Annotated in this window: 9 protein-coding genes and 1 pseudogene; 4 read left to right on the top strand and 6 right to left on the bottom strand. The window is 42.6% G+C overall.

Going from position 1 to position 17915, the window contains the following annotated elements; genetic code table 11:
* Positions 1 to 143: 143 nt before the first annotated feature.
* The 4 genes from CD03_RS38035 to CD03_RS0123455 form a co-directional block, all read right to left on the bottom strand.
* Positions 144 to 7892 carry a LamG-like jellyroll fold domain-containing protein gene (locus CD03_RS38035; protein WP_044289619.1) on the bottom strand — a complete coding sequence of 2583 codons (7749 nt, stop codon included), beginning with the start codon at positions 7890 to 7892 and terminating at the stop codon, positions 144 to 146.
* A 257-nt stretch (positions 7893 to 8149) separates the two neighbouring features.
* Positions 8150 to 9550, bottom strand: coding sequence for an RsmF rRNA methyltransferase first C-terminal domain-containing protein (locus CD03_RS0123465; protein ID WP_027295715.1), 1401 nt, complete (start codon positions 9548 to 9550; stop codon positions 8150 to 8152).
* A 44-nt stretch (positions 9551 to 9594) separates the two neighbouring features.
* Positions 9595 to 13671, bottom strand: coding sequence for an FtsX-like permease family protein (locus CD03_RS0123460; RefSeq protein WP_242849143.1), 4077 nt, complete (start codon positions 13669 to 13671; stop codon positions 9595 to 9597).
* A gap of 40 nt (positions 13672 to 13711) precedes the next feature.
* The gene (locus CD03_RS0123455) at positions 13712 to 14431 is read right to left on the bottom strand and encodes an ABC transporter ATP-binding protein (protein ID WP_044289618.1); all 720 of its coding nucleotides are present in this window, start codon (positions 14429 to 14431) and stop codon (positions 13712 to 13714) included.
* Between the two features lie 363 nt (positions 14432 to 14794).
* Between CD03_RS0123455 and CD03_RS0123450 the strand changes: the two genes are divergently transcribed.
* The 3 genes from CD03_RS0123450 to CD03_RS40150 are packed head-to-tail and all read left to right on the top strand — an operon-like array spanning position 14795 to position 16832.
* The gene (locus CD03_RS0123450) at positions 14795 to 16111 is read left to right on the top strand and encodes a glutamine synthetase family protein (protein ID WP_027295712.1); all 1317 of its coding nucleotides are present in this window, start codon (positions 14795 to 14797) and stop codon (positions 16109 to 16111) included.
* Positions 16112 to 16165: 54 nt separating this feature from the next.
* Positions 16166 to 16738, top strand: a complete 573-nt coding sequence (locus CD03_RS0123445) for an ANTAR domain-containing response regulator (protein WP_027295711.1) — start codon at positions 16166 to 16168, stop codon at positions 16736 to 16738.
* Positions 16725 to 16832 (top strand): DUF6783 domain-containing protein, encoded by a 108-nt coding sequence (locus CD03_RS40150; RefSeq protein ID WP_442969728.1) that lies wholly within the window; start codon positions 16725 to 16727, stop codon positions 16830 to 16832. Before CD03_RS0123445 ends, CD03_RS40150 begins: the two co-directional genes overlap by 14 nt.
* On the opposite strand, the pseudogene CD03_RS40145 reads toward CD03_RS40150, so the two are convergent.
* A pseudogene (locus tag CD03_RS40145) lies at positions 16788 to 16889 on the bottom strand (DUF6783 domain-containing protein); the annotation flags it as partial. The gene CD03_RS40150 and the pseudogene CD03_RS40145 sit on opposite strands and share 45 nt — an antisense overlap.
* Here CD03_RS40145 and CD03_RS40140 point away from each other — a divergent pair.
* Complete coding sequence (locus CD03_RS40140) at positions 16863 to 16967, top strand: hypothetical protein (RefSeq protein ID WP_442969727.1); 105 nt, start codon at positions 16863 to 16865, stop codon at positions 16965 to 16967. The pseudogene CD03_RS40145 and the gene CD03_RS40140 overlap by 27 nt on opposite strands.
* Positions 16968 to 16975: 8 nt before the next feature.
* Here CD03_RS40140 and CD03_RS34550 read toward each other — a convergent pair whose 3' ends face one another.
* Positions 16976 to 17866, bottom strand: coding sequence for a hypothetical protein (locus CD03_RS34550; RefSeq protein ID WP_044290282.1), 891 nt, complete (start codon positions 17864 to 17866; stop codon positions 16976 to 16978).
* Positions 17867 to 17915 lie beyond the last annotated feature (49 nt).

The raw sequence follows: 17915 nt of genomic DNA, 5'->3' as shown, positions 1-17915 counted from the left end.
ATTATTTTGTATCTTTTTGTGTTTATCCGTGACAGGGTTTGTTTTTTTATGTATTTTGTAAGAAATCTTTTGATCAGAATGCAAAACAGGATCCACAGCCTTTTATCAGCCATGGGTCCTGTTGTGTTACTTTCATCTGTTTCTTATTTTTTTACTACCTTGATTTTTATCTTTTTATACTTTCCGTTAAATGCTTTTACCTTGATTGTTGTTGTTCCTTTTTTCTTGGCTGTGATCTTACCAGTGGAAGAAACAACTGCAACTGATTTTCTGGTGGAAGAGTACCGGATGTTATAGCTTGCCGTCTTGGACGGAAGATTTACTTTTAGCTGGAAACTCTTTCCTACCTTTAATTTCCTGTCTTTCGTATTTAGAGAAATTTTACTTGGAGCTTTACGAACGGTTACGGTACACTTATAAGATTTCTTATTTGCTGTTTTCACCGTTATCGTAGCTTTTCCTGTTTTCTTTCCTTCAATCTGTCCCTTGCTGTTTACTTTTACTACTGATTTCTTGCTGGAGGACCAGGTTACTTTCTGGGAAGCTCCTTTCGGATATACAGTAGCTTTTAATGTTACTTTTTCTTTCAGCCCAATTGTTATTTTTCTTTTGTTAATTTTTACACTTTTTGCCGCAGGTGTTGCCGGTTTTGGTTTCTCCGTGGATGGCTGAGAAGGTTTTTCTGTTGACGGCTGGGACGGCTTTTCCGTTGACGGCTGGGACGGTTTCTCTGTGGGCGGTGTTTCTGTTTCCGGTGCATCGGTAGGTGGTGTTACCTGGGTTTTTACAAAGTATGCCGTATAAGTAACATCCTTTTCTGCCAGATCGGTACGTGCCGCCTGGGTACTGCCGTCACTCCACTTACTAAATTCATATCCCGAATCTGCCACAGCTTCAACCTTGGTGCCAACCGTTCCCTTTTCCAGTATCTGGGTAGCGGTACCTTTGATTTTGCCATGTTCCCCTGCTTTGTAAGTAATGGTGAATTTTTCTGCTGCAGGTTTTTCACCATACTTATCCGCAACTTCTTTTGCTTCCATTGCACGGTTATATACTTCAATATTGTCGAAATAACCTTTGAAATAATTGTCTTTGCTGTACAAGGATCTGCCAAGGTAAGCAAACAGGTTGGTGCCAAGCTCTGCCATCTTAACCGTAACTTTCTGCTCTCCTAAAAGCTTTCCGTCTTTATAAACTGTAATCTTATCCGGTGTTACCACCATAGTAATATTCATCCATTTGCCTTTAATGGCAGATGTCGTTCCGCTGGCGGTCTGTTCCGAACCGTAAGAACCGGTGGTTATCGATACCCTGGATTGTGTATTCTGTGTTTTTAATAAAAGGTATCTGTTGCTGTTTTTACCAATACCAAACGTAAAGAAGTCTCCGTCAACCATTTCTGCCTTCACATCCATTGAAATGGTCATCTTATTTCTTCCGTCAAAGAATCCCTGGGGCAGTTCCGCATAAGTTCCCTTGGTACCGTTCAGATACAGAACATTTCCTTTTACCTGATCCTCTACATAAGCTGCATTTCCATAAATCTTGCCGTCATGGCCTTTTCCGGAATCATCTTTTATGGTATTGCTGCCGGCAGCATCTTCAAAGCTATATTTAAGTACTGCATTTTCCTCTTCTTCTTCCGTATTTACGGACGCTTCATCATACCATTTTTTCTGGATAGCGTCATACTCCTGACGGGTCAGTGACATAACGGTACCATGTCGCATGGTGGACGGGAAGGAATACTTACTGCTGTCCAGTCTGGTAAATGCTCCGCTGCCCAGATCTGTTGTAATCATCGGATAATATCCCACTCCGCCAAAGTCATCCAGAAGCAGGCACCACTTGTCCTCTCCATTGAACTTAAAGCAGGTTCCACCTTCTACATAGCGCTGGTCTTTTAAGGATGTTACCTCGGTCCAGCCGCCAATTAAGGAGTTACTCTTTTCCACGATTGTGTATTTTCCAGTGCCGCCCTTTACATCATGATCTTCTCCAGCTTCATTTTTAGAAAAACGGTAGTATACTTTCTTACCATTTTCCATGACGGAAATCACGGAGGTATCTATCACGCTGATTGCATTACCTTCCTGGTTGTGAAGCTCTATCCAAAGCTCCGGTTCTGTAAAGCTGTAGAAGTCTCTGGTCTTGCTGTAGTACACTCTCTGTACACCATAGTTGTCTGCGCTGGTCTTGGATGCCCAGAATACAATATATTCTCCTGTCTTTTCGTCATAAAAAGCTTCCGGTGCCCAGGTGCAGCCTGCATCATCCAGGGCAACCTTAGCCATACGCTGATTGGACCAGTTTACCATATCCGTTGATTCCCAGACCATAATACTCTGGCTTCCGGCTGTCTGTGCAGCTCCCCAGCCATTGCCGCCGTTAATCTTCAGATCCGTTGCGATCAGATAGAATTTGTCCCCTTCCGGTGAACGGATAATGAATGGGTCACGGAGTCCTTTTTCTCCCAATTCAGATTTGAGCACCGGTTCCCCGTCATTCATATCCTTCCAATGCAGGCCATCTTCACTGGTAGCAAAGTATATCTGTTCGCCTGTAGCTGATCCCTCACCTTTAAAATAAGCAAATACATAAGCTTCAAAATCTTCTTCTGTTATATCGGATTTTGCCTTTACGGTTACGGTTATCTCCTTTGTATCCTGTGCTTCACCTTTGGAGATCAAAGCAGTAAGAACAACGTTTTTGTCCTTTTCCCCTCTGTTAACCACGCCCGCCGGGGTATTGTCATAGTTTTCATTTACAACTTCTTTTGCGCTGACAACCTGCTCATCGGAACTTGTCCAGATAATTTTTGTTCCATCCATTTCTGCCGGCAGTGTAAGATTACCAAGGATGGCATCTGCATTTGGAATTGTCAGAGCTTCTTTTACTTCTGCTACAGTTTCCGCATCCGTTTTCTGGTATTTTGCATCTTCCTGCTCATAGTTTTCTTTTATCTGCTTTCCGGACAATATGGATTCCACGAATTTTACTTCACGGATTCCACCCTGGAAATCCTTAAAGGAATCGTTGTTGCCGGTTCCAATATAAGCATAGGTAAGTGTTCCCAGACTGGAGATAGATGCAGGTGTCGTTGCCGTACATAACAGTTCTCCATTCATGTAGTATTTCAGTGTTGTTGCAGGTGTTCCGTCTGCTCCGGTTACATCCCGGATTGTCACAGCGATCTGATACCAGGAACCAAGAGGTGATTTTTGGTTACCGGGTGTATCCCCCAGAATACTGGTTCCGTCCTGCGCTCCCCATGCGCCTCCGGCTTCTTTGCCGTTTAACATAAATGTCGTTCTGGCACTTGCCCAGTTCAGTGTTGAGAACGCATATCCGTTTTTCTCATCACTTCCAAAAGCAAATACAGTTGAACGGTCATTGGAATTGGTATTTGTCACATCATTACGTACCCATGCCGTAACGGTTAATTCTTTTGCATCCTGCAGTTTTGTAAGTATACCGTCATCCAGCTTAACATAATTCTTGCCTACGGATGCCGTACCTGCCGGGAATACAATGCCGCCTTTGTCATTAACTGCAAAGTCAGCCTGACCTGTCAGGGCACCGTCAAATCCATTATTTGTACCGTCTTTCAGATCATTTGTCAGCGGATAATATGCGAATGGTTCTGTTACTGCTGCATCTTCGTCATCCTCTGCTTCTGCTTTCCCATATGCCTTCATAACTGCATCATACTCTTTCTGAGTCAGATTCAGAATGGTGCCATGGCGTTTTTTCAGGGTATCAAAAGAGTACTCATCAGATGCTAATTTCTTCCATGCCGTTCCGGTTTTATCATTTAAATCTGTAGTAATAACCGGAAGATATCCTTTTCCTTCTGCAAACTGGTCGCTATACAGTCCAAAGGTTGTGCCGTCATTAAATTTAAACAGCTCCGGACCTTCCAGTTTCCTGCCGGTCATATCCCCGCCTAATCCAAGGCTGTCCAGATTGGTTACAACTTCCCAGTTTCCAAAGATGGAAGTACTTCTTTCCAATGTGATCTGTCCGTCTGCTGATGCACGATAATAATATCCGTCGTTACCCTTAATCATGGTTGTATCAATTATGGATTGATCTGCTCCACGGGTTATATATTCTTTTGCTTCCGTGAACGTAACAAAGTCTCTGGTCTTCGCATAATAAATCTGAAGAACGCCGTCACCGATATCATCGGTCATATCATTGGTTGCCCAGTATACTACATATTCACCTGTTGTCTCGTCATAAATTGCTTCCGGCGCCCACGCACATCCTCCTGTAGGAGAAGATACTGTCACCGCCCGTGGCTCTGACCAGTTTACCAGGTCAGTAGATTCCCATATGATCAAATCCCTGCTTCCGGTGGTGGTTCCCATTGCCTGTCCCCAGCCTCCCCGGTGATAAATGCTCAGATCGGTTGCCAGCATATAGAACCGGTCTCCTTCTGCGGAACGCATAATGAATGGATCACGTACTCCCTTTTCACCCACAGTGCTTGTCAGTACCGGTTTGCACTCATTTAGATCCGTATAGAAATATCCATCCTTACTGGATGCAAAATAAATCTGCTCATCAGTATCTTTGCCTTCTGTTCCTGTAAAACTTCCAAACAGATATGCAACATATGGATCCTGTTTCACCGCTTTTCTTACCGTCAGCTCAAATGTTTTGCTGTCCGTTACATCTCCGCTGGTGATCTGCGCGGTCAGGGTAACCTTCTCATCTTCTTCCCCTCTTGTAACCACACCCGCAGGTGTTACGATATCATCCTGACTCTGTGCCTTGGAGGTAATCACATCTTCATTACTTCCGGACCAGGTAATCGCTGCACCTTCCAGCTCATCCTGAAGTGTAATATTTCCACGTATATCATCAGCATTTGGGATTTCCAGTGCTTCTTTTGCTGCTGCTACCTTTGCGCTGTCATCCCGGCTGGCAGTCTGGGAGATCTGCTCCTGGGTCAGTGCCTTATCATAAATTTTAAAGTCTGCTACTTTTGCTTTTAAACCTGGATCTGCAGACCAAAGAGATCGTCCGATATAACCCATAACGTTATTTTCGGTTCCATTCTCCAGAATTTCTTTTACGCTGGTATTAAACTTAAAGGTTGTTATAATCGCCCCATCCAGATAATAGGACAGGATTTTATCTTTATAAGTAATGGTAATCGTTCCATAGGAACCGTCTTTTGGAAGACTGTGGCAGCCGCCAAAAATCCGTTCCTCTGTTTCTCCTTTGATTCCTCCTCTTACATAGCCTGTGCTGTAGCAGGGATCTACATAGAGATAATTGTTGCCGGTTCCTTTTACCTTTGAACCAAGGCACCAGAGCCAGTGATATGCCCCATTGGATGTACTTACCGTTGTTTCAATGGTAAATTCCTCATCCATAACACCTTCCAGCATGGGCAGTTCTATGTACTGGTTTTTATTTCCGGTAAAGTTCAACGCCGGAACCTCCTCAACTACCAGGATATTTTCCTGTGTCATGCCAACTGCATTCGCATCATTTTTAAGTCCGCTGACGTCCTTTAGCTTTCCGTCTTCAATTGTACTCATATCATATTGTACTAATAATCCGCCATCTTCCACTACATCCGGCGCAACAGGTTTAACCGGTTCCGGATTTTTAATTGAGCTATGTTCTTTGATAAACTCCGGAGATTTTGCCGTATTGTAAATCTTTACATTATCAATGAGTCCCTGATAATATTCTCCGCTTCCCCAGTTTGCCTTACCAATCTGAATAATTCCACCGCTTTCACCCAGAATGTCGCTCAACTTGTAAGTACTGATTTGTTCTCCCACTTTTTCCCCGTTCACATACAGAGTAGAAGTATCTTCTGTAACAACCAGATCCACATGTTTCCATTCCGGGGAAGATCCTGCCGAAATATTATTTCCAGGCCTTTTTCCGGTATTGTTATAACGCTCTACCGTAAGTCCCGATGCCTTATCCATAATACCAAGATAGTGTTCATTTGCAGGATTCCCTACCTGGGCATTCAGATTTGGCGCTGCATAAAATGCCCATCCATTTCCACTGCCGGATGCTTTGCTGTCATAGGATATTGTAATTTCATCCAGTCCCTTTAAAAGGGGAGTTTCATCTTCTTTGGCGATGCCAAACCAGTTAGTACTGCTTATGGACATTGCCTTTCCGGCATTATCATAGCTGTCTTCCAGTACCGGTGTTCCATTTACCGTTGCTTTCGCCCCTGCTCCTGCAAATCCGTTTTCTTCGTCATCAAAGGTGAAACTGGCAATCAGATTCTCATCTGGTATCTCCTCATCTTTTTCAAAGGTTGCGGTTACTTCGAAACTTTCGGTTACATTCTCGTCTTTTCTCACCGCATCGGTAACGCCATCGCTCCACTCTTTAAAGTGATATCCCACGTCTGCAACCGCTTCCACTCCGGTAGTGCTGCCGCCTCTTGGGATCTTCTCTTCTGTTACTCCCTGAAGAGTACCATTGCTGCCAGCTTTGTAGACTGCCGTTACCTGATCCTTGATCTCGTCTTCCGTTCTGGCATAATTATAAATCTGGATATTATCGATCTGACCTCCGAAATATTCTCCGTTTCCCCAGTTTGCCTTGCCCAGCTGAAGCACTCCGCCATCAGCTCCCAATATATCCGTCAGCTTATAATCGCTTGTATTTTCGCTTTTTACACCATCTACATAGAGAGTTGTAGCATTTTCCTGAATAACCAGATCCACATGCTTCCACTCCGCTGAAGAGGTTCCCAGAACGTCATTTCCGGGTCTGGTTCCTTCGTTATAAAAACGTTCTACCTTCATACTGTCCGTTTTGTCTATAACACCAAGATATTTTTCATAGTTAGGGGTCTGTGCCGCCCCGCTTTGAGCTGCAAAAAACGCCCATCCATTTCCGGTTGTCCCGGCCTTGCTGTCATAGGAAATAGTAACTTCTTCAAGATCCTTCAATAAAGGTGTATCATCATCCTTGGTAATATTAAGCCAGCTGCGGCTTCTGCCACCATCCAGGCTCAGTGCCATATCCTGCGATTCACTTCCATGATCTGTAAACAATGCAGCTGCTGCGGAGGCCTCTCCCCCGGTAAATCCGGTTTCATAATCATCAAATGTGAAATCCGCTAACAGTCCCACATCAGCTGCTTTTGAGGTATCTGCAATCTGCTCCTCTGTCAGCGCACCGTCATAGATTTTAAAGTTATCCAGAGTTCCACTGTAGTATTCCCCTTTTTCCCAGTTCGCTTTTCCAATCTGCAGTACTCCGCCGTCTGCTCCCAATATATCAGAAAGCTTAAATTCACTTTGCTGTCGTGCAGTTTCTACACCATTTACATAAAGTATGGTTTCCGTCTCTGTTACAACCAGATCAACATGCTTCCATTCAGAGGAAGTAGGTGCTGAAATGTTATTGCCCGGTCTCTTACCGATATTGTTATAACGTTCTACTCCCAGGCTTGTCTGTTTGTCGATAATGCCCAGATAATGTTCCTGCTGATACTTTTGCTCATTGGTATTAAGTGCCGCATAAAATATCCAGCCTCTGTTTGCCGAGTCCGCATCGTCTCTGCTGTCATAGGAAATGGTAATATTTTCTTTCCCTGCCAGCAAAGGAGTTCCGTCTGCTTTTGTTACATTCAGCCAGTCTTTGGTTGAGGAAGCAAGGCTTAATGCTTTTCCCCCGTCATCCATATCCACCAGCGTATAATCCCGCATCAGAACTGCTGCCGCACCTTCTCCTGCCAGAGGTGTCTCGCCATCGAAGGTGAAATTTGCAATCATCTTCTTTTCCGTGCTGTCCGACACTTCCTCAGCCATAACATTTACGGGTATACTCGTAACAACCATTGCAGCCGCCAGTGAAGCGGCTATCATTTGTTTCGCATACAACTTTTTCCTCATAAAACCTATCTCCTTTTCTGCCTGATTTGATTATCTGCAGCTTGATATAGATATTGTAACAAATTTGACTTTTTCTTGAGTTTAATAATTTTTGCATTGATTACGATTTTATTGGAGATTTTGCGGGATTTTAGTTTAAACTTATGTTTTTTTACGATTTTTGTATTATATTTTATTATCGTTGCAGACCGATCGTCTGATTGCACAAAAAAAGGCACTGCAAAGCTCTATGCCCTGCAATACCTTCTCATATTTCTTTATTTCATCCTCCATCCCGGATGATATTTGTTTTTTAAAGTCCCATTTACCAGCTTGCCCCATCCCAACGGGAATCCATTGATACAGACCAGCTGCCACCCTTTGCTATGCTTCACTTGCATATCATCAATATAAATAGTTTCTCCACGCAGATATTTTCCTACACGGCTGTCTGACCAGTTAAAGTTTACGGTGGAAACATACTGCCCCTTATGAAGTGCCATTGCAAATGACTGGCTGGGTTCAAAGCGGTCTTTTTTCAATTCTCCAAGGTAGAGCCCGTTTCTCAGAAAAGCCAGACCTTTTCGATCTCCTAACAGACCCGGTACATAATATACCTGCCCTTTTCGGACTTCTACATAATTTATATCCATATCCATGGAGATATCTTTCAGGAAATCGTTCAGTATGGTGCGGTCTGCTTTGGATATTTTTAATTTTACTCCATTAGCTTTCACATATTTCTGCGCTGTTTCTTCCTCAGACGGTCCTTTTTTCATTAAAAGCGCAATAAAATGTCCCTCTCCTGACATCTTGTGAGGCCAGATCCGGATACATTTAGTAAGGTCCGGATGGCCACCCGTCTTCACGAGATCCGGACGCCCCCCGGAAAATCCTTCATATCCCGGCATCTCCTGTATTTCAAACTCCGGGCACTCCTCCAGGAGATATTGAATCACTTCTTCATTTTCTTCCGGAGAAAATGTACAGGTAGAATACAGCAGCTGACCTCCCGTGCGCAGCATCTTTGCCGCCTGCATAATGATTTCTTTCTGCTGTTTTGCACAGAGCAGCGGTTTCTGTTCATCCCAGACTTTTGCAACTGCCGGATCCTTACGGAACATCCCTTCTCCGGAACACGGTGCATCTACCAGAATTTTATCAAAAAATCCCTCAAACTGCCCCGCCAGCTTTCCGGGTATCTCATTTGTGATAAAAGAATTCGGGATTCCAAATACCTCTACATTTTTCAGAAGTGCCTTAGCCCTTGATGCACTGATATCATTGGCAACCAAAAGCCCTTCTCCTCTGAGCTTAGCACCTAATTCCGTGGCTTTTCCACCCGGAGCCGCACATAGATCCAGCACTTTTTCCCCTGGCTCAACTGCAAGTCTTGATGCAGGAGTCATGGCACTTGGTTCCTGAAGGTAATACATGCCTGCATAGTAAAATGGATGCCTTGCCGGTGTATCCTGCTCCTCATAATAATAGCCGTTTTCCACCCAGGGGATCTTTGTCAGGTGAAAGGGGGCAATCCGTTCGAATTCCCCGGCAGAGAGTTTTGCCGTATTAACACGCAGCCCAAAATTGCGGGGTGCATCATAACTTTTTAAAAAATCGTCAAACTCATCTCCCAGTATCATTTTCATTTTTTCTATAAAAGCTTCCGGTAAATTCATAAATATCCTCTGTTTCTGTCATTTTATCTTTGTTTCCATAATTCCTATTCCACACTCTTCAATGATTCAACCATATCAATTTTCTTTAACTTGAAATACATGACAACATTTACAATCAGCGAAAATCCACAGGTGAATAATATAGAGTATATAAAACTTGGAAAGTTAATATTCCTTCCAAACATACATGCATCTACCTCAACTGTAACTATAACAAACCGATGCAGAACCATGCCAAGTACAATCCCCAGCAGAACGCCAAAAAACGTAAGTAAAATATTTTCCCGGTACACGTAGGCACAAACCTCATTATCATAAAATCCCAGTACCTTGATGGTTGCCAGCTCCCGCTTTCGCTCATTAATATTAATATTGTTAAGATTATAAAGTACCACAAATGCCAGCATACCTGCTGAAACAATTAATACTACAATTACCACATCCAGCGAACTCAGCATATCATCCAGCTGCTTCATTACACTGGAGGTATAGCTGACGCTAAGAGCCGCCTTATTCCCCAGAATATTCTGCCCAACATCTTCCACGTGATCTTTGGCATCCGGTACCGCCTTAAATAAAATGCTGTTATAATCCGGATTTTTTCCCGTGACTTTTTCATATAGTGACGGTGACATATACACATAATGTGCCAGATAATTTTCACATATATCTGCAATTGGTGCTTTTATAGTGGTTCCGTCCTCATTATGAAGTTCTATGATATCGCCTTTTGACAGTCCCATCATATTAGCCGTTTTCTCTGTTACAATCACCCCATCGTCTCCAAAGCTGACTTGCCGTTTTGTCTTCCGGTCTCTAAAATTCACAAAGGTATCAAAACCATCCATCTCTTTTGGTACGATGATATAAACACTCAGGTCTTTTTTCCCTACTTTTACCGACATTTTCTGCATCATGGAATCTACAGATGCATCAATCTGGCTGTCCGTTTTCATATAGCTCTCAAGATCTGCCCTCTTCTCATCGGATGCATCTTCATCGACTAATACGGTTCCATCATACAGCTGTATCTCCTGATACTGTAAAACTGCGATATTCCGGACAGAATCTCTGATACCGTATCCAACCAGAAGCAATGCCATACATCCTCCAATCCCGAATATAGTCATAAAAAACCGTTTCTTATATCGAAAAAGGTTGCGGATTGTGGACTTCCAGGTAAAACTCAGATGCTTCCAGATAAATGTTACCCGCTCTAGCAAGACACGCTTTCCCTCTTTCGGAGCAGGGGGCCTCATTAACTTTGCCGGCGTCTCTGCAAGCTCTTTGTAGCATGCCGCAAATGTAGCAATCATCGTACAGCACACCGCTGCAACAGTGGCAATTGCAGCAAACTTCAGATTATACGGAAGTTCTACATTAGGCATATGATGATACATAATCCCGTAGGCTGTAATGATAATATACGGCAGGATTTTCTCACCTACCAGAACACCCAGAATACTTCCTCCAATAGTAGCAAACAGCGCATAGTTCAGATATTTGGATGCTATGGAAAACTTGCCGTACCCCAGCGCTTTTAAGGTACCGATCTGGGTTCGTTCCTCTTCTACCATTCTTGTCATCGTAGTGAGACTGATCAACGCTGCTACCAGGAAAAACAATACCGGGAATACTTCCCCGATATTTTTAATCCGGTCGGCATTCTCACCGTAACCTGTGTTCTCAGGAAGTGAGCTTCGGTCATTGACATGCCATTCCGGTTCTTTCAGATCATCGATCTCTTTCTCCGCATCTGCAATCTTCGTCTCTCCGTCAGAAATTTCTGTTTTGGCATCCTTCTTTGCCTTTTTATATTCTTTTTTACCATCTTTTAATTTCTGCTCATTCTCTGTTATTTCTTTTTCGCCATCCGTTATTTCCTTCTCAGCATCTGATAATTTAAGAAGTCCGTCTTCTATCTGCTTTTGACCATCCGCAGTCTTTTGTACTGCGCTGTTCAGCTCAGATTCCTTTGATGCCAGCTCTTTTTTTGCCGCTGCCAGCTGGGCTTCTCCCTGGGAAAGTTGATTTTTACCTTCCTGCAGTTCCTTTTCTTTTTGAATCAGCAGTGCACTCTGGCTGTCCAGTGTCTTCTTTCCATCATTTAATACTTTCGTCTGCTTATCTAACTCTGTCTTGGCACTAACCAGCAGAGGTTCCTTTTCATCAATTTCTTTTTTCGCTGATGCCAGCTTTTTTTGGTTGGAATCTATTTCCTTTTTTGCTGCTGCAAGCTTTTTCTCATTTTCATTAATCTGTACACTTGCTACTTTAAGGGCTGCTTCGTTCTTATCAATTTCTGCTTTGCCAGCCTGTAACCCCGCCTCGCTTTTTGTCAGTTCCGCCTGGGCAGCATTGATTTTCTGCTGTCCTGCCTCTATTTGCTGCTTCGCCGGCGCCAGCGCTGCTTCCATCGCTGCTACTTTCTGCTGTTCTATCCTCAGTTGTTCATTTCCTTTATCCAGTTCCGCCTTTTTCTGGGCAAGAACCGGCTCGCTCTGGGCAATCTGCTCCTTCAGCTGCCCTGCCATGGCGATTTGCTCCGCTGTTGCAGTTCCGGCATCGATAGCCGCCTGGAGCTGTGCCAGTGCATTTTTAGCCTGATTGAGTTCTGCCATCTTAGCTTCATATTCAGCTGCTGCTGATGCCAGCTCCGCCTGCTTCCCGGCAATCTGGCTTTTAGCGGCATCCAGAGCTGCTGCATTTTTATCATATTCTGCTTTGCTAATGTCAAACTTTTCTTTTTCTGCCTGGAAGTTCACCTTTGCCTGCTGTAGAACTACTGCATTTTTTTCATATTCTGTTTTCGCGGCTGCAAGTTGACCTGTTCCGGTTTCATACTGCTTTTTCGCGGCGTCAAGCTGGGAAACTCCGTCTTTATATTGCTTGTTTGCCTGATCCAGCTGGGCTTTACCCGATTCATACTGCTTTTTGCCCTGATCCAGCTGCTTCTTACCGGCTTCGTACTGCTTACTAGCTGCTTCCAGCTTCTTCTTACCGGTTTCATAGTCGCTCTGAGCCTTACTGATCTGGGTTTTACCTGCTGCAATTGCTGCTTCCCCATCCTTTATCTGCTTAGATGCTTCCGGATATTTTGCCTGAAACTCTGATTCTTTTGAAGCAAGGGTATCTTTTCCGTCTTTTAACTGTGTCTTAGCCGAATCCAGTTGTTTTTTAGCGGAATCCAGCTCTTTTTGCTTATCAGTAAGGGTTGCTTTATTATCCTGAACTTCTTTTTTGGCATCAGCAAGCTTTTGCTTACCATCCTCCAGTTCCTTTTCGCCGTCCTTAAGTTCCTTTTTGGCATCGGCAAGCTTTTCGTCCGCTTCCTGTTTCCCATCCTCAAGCTCTTTTCTGGCATCGGCGAGCTTAATATCCGCTTCATCCTTTACTTCAGCAAAGCGTCTGGTGCATTGAACAGATTCTATCCCTTCCACATTTTTTGTTACATTATCAACCAGCCTGTCGTATTCTTCCGTATAAGACGTCAGATCCCTGGAGCCTTCTGCTTCCACATATGCAAATGTATATGCCGCCTGATCAAACTCTTCCGGCATTACATATCCATATCCGGATACCTCTCCGGTGCCCAGGGTGGTATTCCCCTTACTAAAAGAAATATAGGCAGGACTATTACCGGTTCCAACAATTTTGAACTCTTTGTTCTTTAATACTTTGTCACTGTCCTTATTTTCTTCAAGCTGTATGGTATCCCCCACCTTATATCCGTTTGCAGATAAAAATTCTTCGTCTACAATACATTCACCGGTAGTTTCCGGCAGCCTGCCCTCTGATACAGACAATTTATTCAAAGTAGGCAGCATCGATTCCATATGAAGTACTTTCTCATCTTTTCCGCTGCCGCACAATACATCCGTCATATATCCTGATTCTGCTTTGCTGACTCCATCTACCGCTAAAATAGCCTGTATATCCTTATCGGTCAATCCCAAAGTACCAATTATTTTCAGATCCATCAGATTATTCTCATCAAAATAAGCATCACCGGAAAGACGCATATCGGGTGCTGCCGATTGAATCCCAGAATAAAATGCCACTCCCATGGCTACAATAAAAAAGATCGATATAAATCGATTAAAACTCTTTTTTATCTCCATAAAAAAATCTTTATGTAATGCTTTTTTCTTCATATGCCCACTACCATTCAATTAATTCTACCGATATCGGTTCATTATTCATTCTCATACTGGAAACTTTTCCATTTTTAATTTTGATCACCCTGTCAGCCATCGGTGCCAATGCTGAATTATGAGTGATAACAATTACGGTCATCCCTTTTTCCCTGCACATATCCTGGAGCAATTTTAGTATTGCCTTTCCCGTCTGATAATCAAGTGCACCGGTGGGCTCATCGCATAACAATAACTTAGGATTCTTAGCTAAAGCTCTGGCTATAGACACTCTCTGCTGTTCCCCGCCGGATAACTGGGCCGGAAAGTTATTCAGTCTTTCACCAAGCCCTACTTCATCCAATACATCTTTTGCTTTCAGCGGATTTTTACATATCTGAAGCGCCAGTTCAACATTTTCCAGGGCTGTCAGGTTTGGAACAAGATTATAAAACTGAAATACAAAACCTATATCATCTCTGCGGTATCCGGTTAATTTTCTTGGATTATACTCCGCAATATTCTCACCATCAACCCATACTTTCCCCTTTGTGGCAGTATCCATCCCTCCTAAAATATTTAATACCGTCGTTTTCCCGGCACCACTTGGACCTACCACTACTACAAATTCACCTTTTGTAATTTGAAAATCTATGCCGTCCACTGCATGAATGTCTACCTCACCCATATGGTATGTTTTGGTTACACCGGACAGTTCAACGAAATTCTCATGATTTCTTTCTGACATCTGAATCCCTCTTCATTATTATTCTTCTTATGCATTGCATTTTGCATGTTTCTTTTTATTTTATCACATCAGGTTTGAAAAAACACTGTTTTACTTATTAAAAAATAATAAAGAACCACCCGGTTAGATGAAAATATTTTCTGTTTGAGACCATTGACAAGGAAAAAAAATTAGTGTATTCTTCTTATTGAACAAAGGCGTTCATCGTACAGGGCTTGAATTTCAATTCGAACCTCGTACGATGAACGCTGTTTTTTAATAATCCTTTTTAGAACGTATTCGAAAAATGCCGGTGTCAGAATCTTCAGATAAATGCATTGATTTTTCAATATACTCTAACCAAAAAATCAGGAGGAATTAATTATGGATCATACAATACAAGAAGTTTTGGAGTTTGTCCGGGACAATGACGTAAAATTTATCAGACTTGCTTTCTGTGATTTATTCGGTACGCAAAAAAATATATCTATTATGCCTGACCAGCTGGAGCGGGCTTTCCGTGAGGGAATCTCCTTTGACGGCTCAAATATACGTGGATTCTGCGGTGTTGAAAAATCAGACTTGTTCCTGATCCCGGATGCCGCTACTTTAAGCGTACTCCCGTGGCGTCCCCAGCAGGGCCGCGTAGTCCGTTTCTATTGCAGCATTAAAAACCCGGATGGAACTCCCTACGTATGCGATACCCGTCATATTCTGAAATCTGCCATTAAACGATGTGAAACCATGGGCTATCTGCCAAAAGCCGGAACAGAATGCGAATTTTATTTATTTAAAACCGATGAAGATGGTAATCCTGTTTTTCAAACCCATGACGAAGCCGGTTATTTTGATATTGCGCCTCTTGATAAAGGGGAAAATGTCCGTCGTGAGATCTGCCTGTGTCTGGAAGAAATGGGAATCACTCCGGAGTCTTCCCATCACGAAAGCGGACCCGGTCAAAATGAGATTGATTTTAAATACTGCGATCTCCTGGGCACCGCTGATAACTTGCTGACCTTTAAATCTGTCGTAAAAGCCATTGCCGCAAGAAATGGCCTCTACGCATCTTTTATGCCTAAACCCATTTCTTTTGAAAGTGGAAGCGGACTTCATATTAATTTATCGCTCTCACAAAATGGTAAGAATATTTTTCTCAGTGGTGAACAACATAATCCTGTAGCGGAAAGCTTTATGGCAGGCATTATGGAACATGCGGCGGAAATGACTGCTTTTCTAAATCCGATTCAGAATTCCTATGAACGCTTTGGATCCTTTGAAGCCCCCAAATACGTTTCCTGGTCTCATCAAAACCGTTCTCAGCTTGTACGTATTCCCGCACAGGCAGGAGAAAAAGCAAGAATGGAACTGCGCTCACCGGATCCTTCCCTGAATCCATACTTAGCATTTGCCATTTTACTTCATGCAGGTCTTGATGGAATTGAACAAAGTGCCGCTCTGACAGAGGCTGTAGATGTAAACCTTTTTACGGCTGATAAAACAATCATAAACAAACTTACCGCCCTCCCCGGTTCTCTGGAGGAAGCAATCCGCATAGCTTCTAGTAGCAGCTTTATTCGGAAAACCTTAAATCCTGCACTATTAGAAAAATATTTTCTTATCAAAAAAGAAGAGGTGCTTGCTTTTGATAAAACCGCGAACAAAGAGGACTTCTACAAACAGATCTACTTTAAGCTCATATAAGCAACGAGAAAAGCAGTCCTTAGATTGTATCAAAATAAGAAAGGCGGCGATGATATGAACAGCGTTCTAATTATATCCCCCACAGAAAAAAGTATTGCAGTTTTCCGGGATATGCTTTCACAAAGTTCCTACCGTGAGCTGGTCACAGTATCGAATTGCGGAGAAGCCAGACGCTTATTGATCGAGCGCAGTTTTGATCTGTGTATTATAAATTCTCCTCTGCGGGATGAGACAGGTGTCAGTATGGCAAGGAATATCGCCACAGACGGATCTACCCAGGTAATTCTGATCGTGAAAAATGAGCTTTACGACGATATTTCTATGAAAGTGGAAGAATACGGAGTATTCACAATTGCCAAACCAATCAGCAAAGTACTTTTCTGGAGCGCATTAAAGTTATGCCAGGCATCCCATAACCGCATGTCTATGATGCGCAATGAAAATAAACAGCTGCTGCAGAAAATCGAAGATATCCGCATAGTGGACCGGGCAAAGTGTATACTCATTGAATATCTGAATATGTCGGAAGCAGAAGCGCATAAATACATTGAAAAGCAGGCAATGGACACCCGGGTGACCAGAAGAATTATTGCTGAGCGTATCTTAAAGACCTATGAGAATGACTAGAGCGTGTTTTAAAATTGCTTTCTGGCAGCTGTGCGTCACAGTTTGTGAGAGATTTGTCCCGGATGAAGGGCGCGTAGCGGGCCACGTAACCTGAATTCGGGGCAAATCTCCCACAAAGTGGGGCGTGCAGATGACGGGAATGAATTTTCAAACAGGCTCTAGTGCCTCCCTGCTTTTTATGATAAATACCACAAGCCTTTGTCAGTGCAGCAAAAATTTACTGCACTGACAAAGGTTTTAATATAAAGCGAGTTTTTCCATGCGAATCCACTCTGCTTCTGACAGATGGTATTTTTTTCTGATTTCACTTATCGGTATCTGATTATGTATCTCCTCCAAAGCGTTGAGAATGTTATCGGTGGTCTGACTTACTGCTTTATTTACTGCTTTATTTACTGCTTCATCCAGTGCTATCTTTACTTCCCTCTCTAAACGTTCTTTAATAAGATCTTCTAATGCTGCACACAACATATTTTCATTCACCTCCTTAAAAATACGGATATTGTTTTTCACTATGATATCCATCGCCGAATTATATAACTTTTCATCCTTGTGTTCATCGTACTCTTGGATCAGGCTGTTTACCATATCCTTTGATTCTAAATGCAGGTTTAAACTTTTAAGCCATAAATTCTTTTCTTTTGACAATTTTTTTGTGTTTATGATCTGTATTGGAAATATATTGCCGCTGACATAATATATCCCCCTCTCGATTTTCTCTACCTCCCATCCCCTTACCTGCTTCAGGTGTTTGACTAAATTTCTTGGAAAACCACTGCTTACCAGTGTTAATGTAATTTCTGAAATATTGATCTCATTTTGTTTATTCCCATCCGACTTGTAAAAACATACATAGCCATAACATTTATAAAAATCATCTATACTGAGATAGTCCTCAGGACTTTTGTACTCAATAATATTATGCATTCTGAAAATACGTCCAATATTCTTTTTTATGGTTTTATTTACAGATTTTTTTATTACCAGTACATCGATCTGCTTCGGTTTCGTCCCTATCATATGTTCATTTTTAAATGTTAATTCACCTGATTCTTCCTGGAATTCGATCTGCCATGATGCAAAAAATGCCGGGTGCCACTGATGCGCATATGAATTATAACACGCCATAGATCCCCCTTTCATAATGGAAACCCTCATGACGTAATGAATAAAAAGA

This window comes from Robinsoniella sp. KNHs210, from assembly GCF_000686105.1.
GTDB lineage: Bacteria > Bacillota > Clostridia > Lachnospirales > Lachnospiraceae > Robinsoniella > Robinsoniella peoriensis.
The sequence above is the reverse complement of the archived record's forward strand: the minus strand, read 5'-3'. Positions and strand labels throughout refer to the sequence as shown.

Excerpts from the sequence above, each read along its gene's own strand:
- CD03_RS38035 (WP_044289619.1), bottom strand. The coding sequence starts at position 7,892 with ATGAGGAAAAAGTTGTATGCGAAACAAATGATAGCCGCTTCACTGGCG.
- CD03_RS0123465 (WP_027295715.1), bottom strand. The coding sequence starts at position 9,550 with ATGAATTTACCGGAAGCTTTTATAGAAAAAATGAAAATGATACTGGGA.
- CD03_RS0123460 (WP_242849143.1), bottom strand. The coding sequence starts at position 13,671 with ATGGAGATAAAAAAGAGTTTTAATCGATTTATATCGATCTTTTTTATT.
- CD03_RS0123455 (WP_044289618.1), bottom strand. The coding sequence starts at position 14,431 with ATGTCAGAAAGAAATCATGAGAATTTCGTTGAACTGTCCGGTGTAACC.
- CD03_RS0123450 (WP_027295712.1), top strand. The coding sequence starts at position 14,795 with ATGGATCATACAATACAAGAAGTTTTGGAGTTTGTCCGGGACAATGAC.
- CD03_RS0123445 (WP_027295711.1), top strand. The coding sequence starts at position 16,166 with ATGAACAGCGTTCTAATTATATCCCCCACAGAAAAAAGTATTGCAGTT.
- CD03_RS40150 (WP_442969728.1), top strand. The coding sequence starts at position 16,725 with ATGAGAATGACTAGAGCGTGTTTTAAAATTGCTTTCTGGCAGCTGTGC.
- CD03_RS34550 (WP_044290282.1), bottom strand. The coding sequence starts at position 17,866 with ATGGCGTGTTATAATTCATATGCGCATCAGTGGCACCCGGCATTTTTT.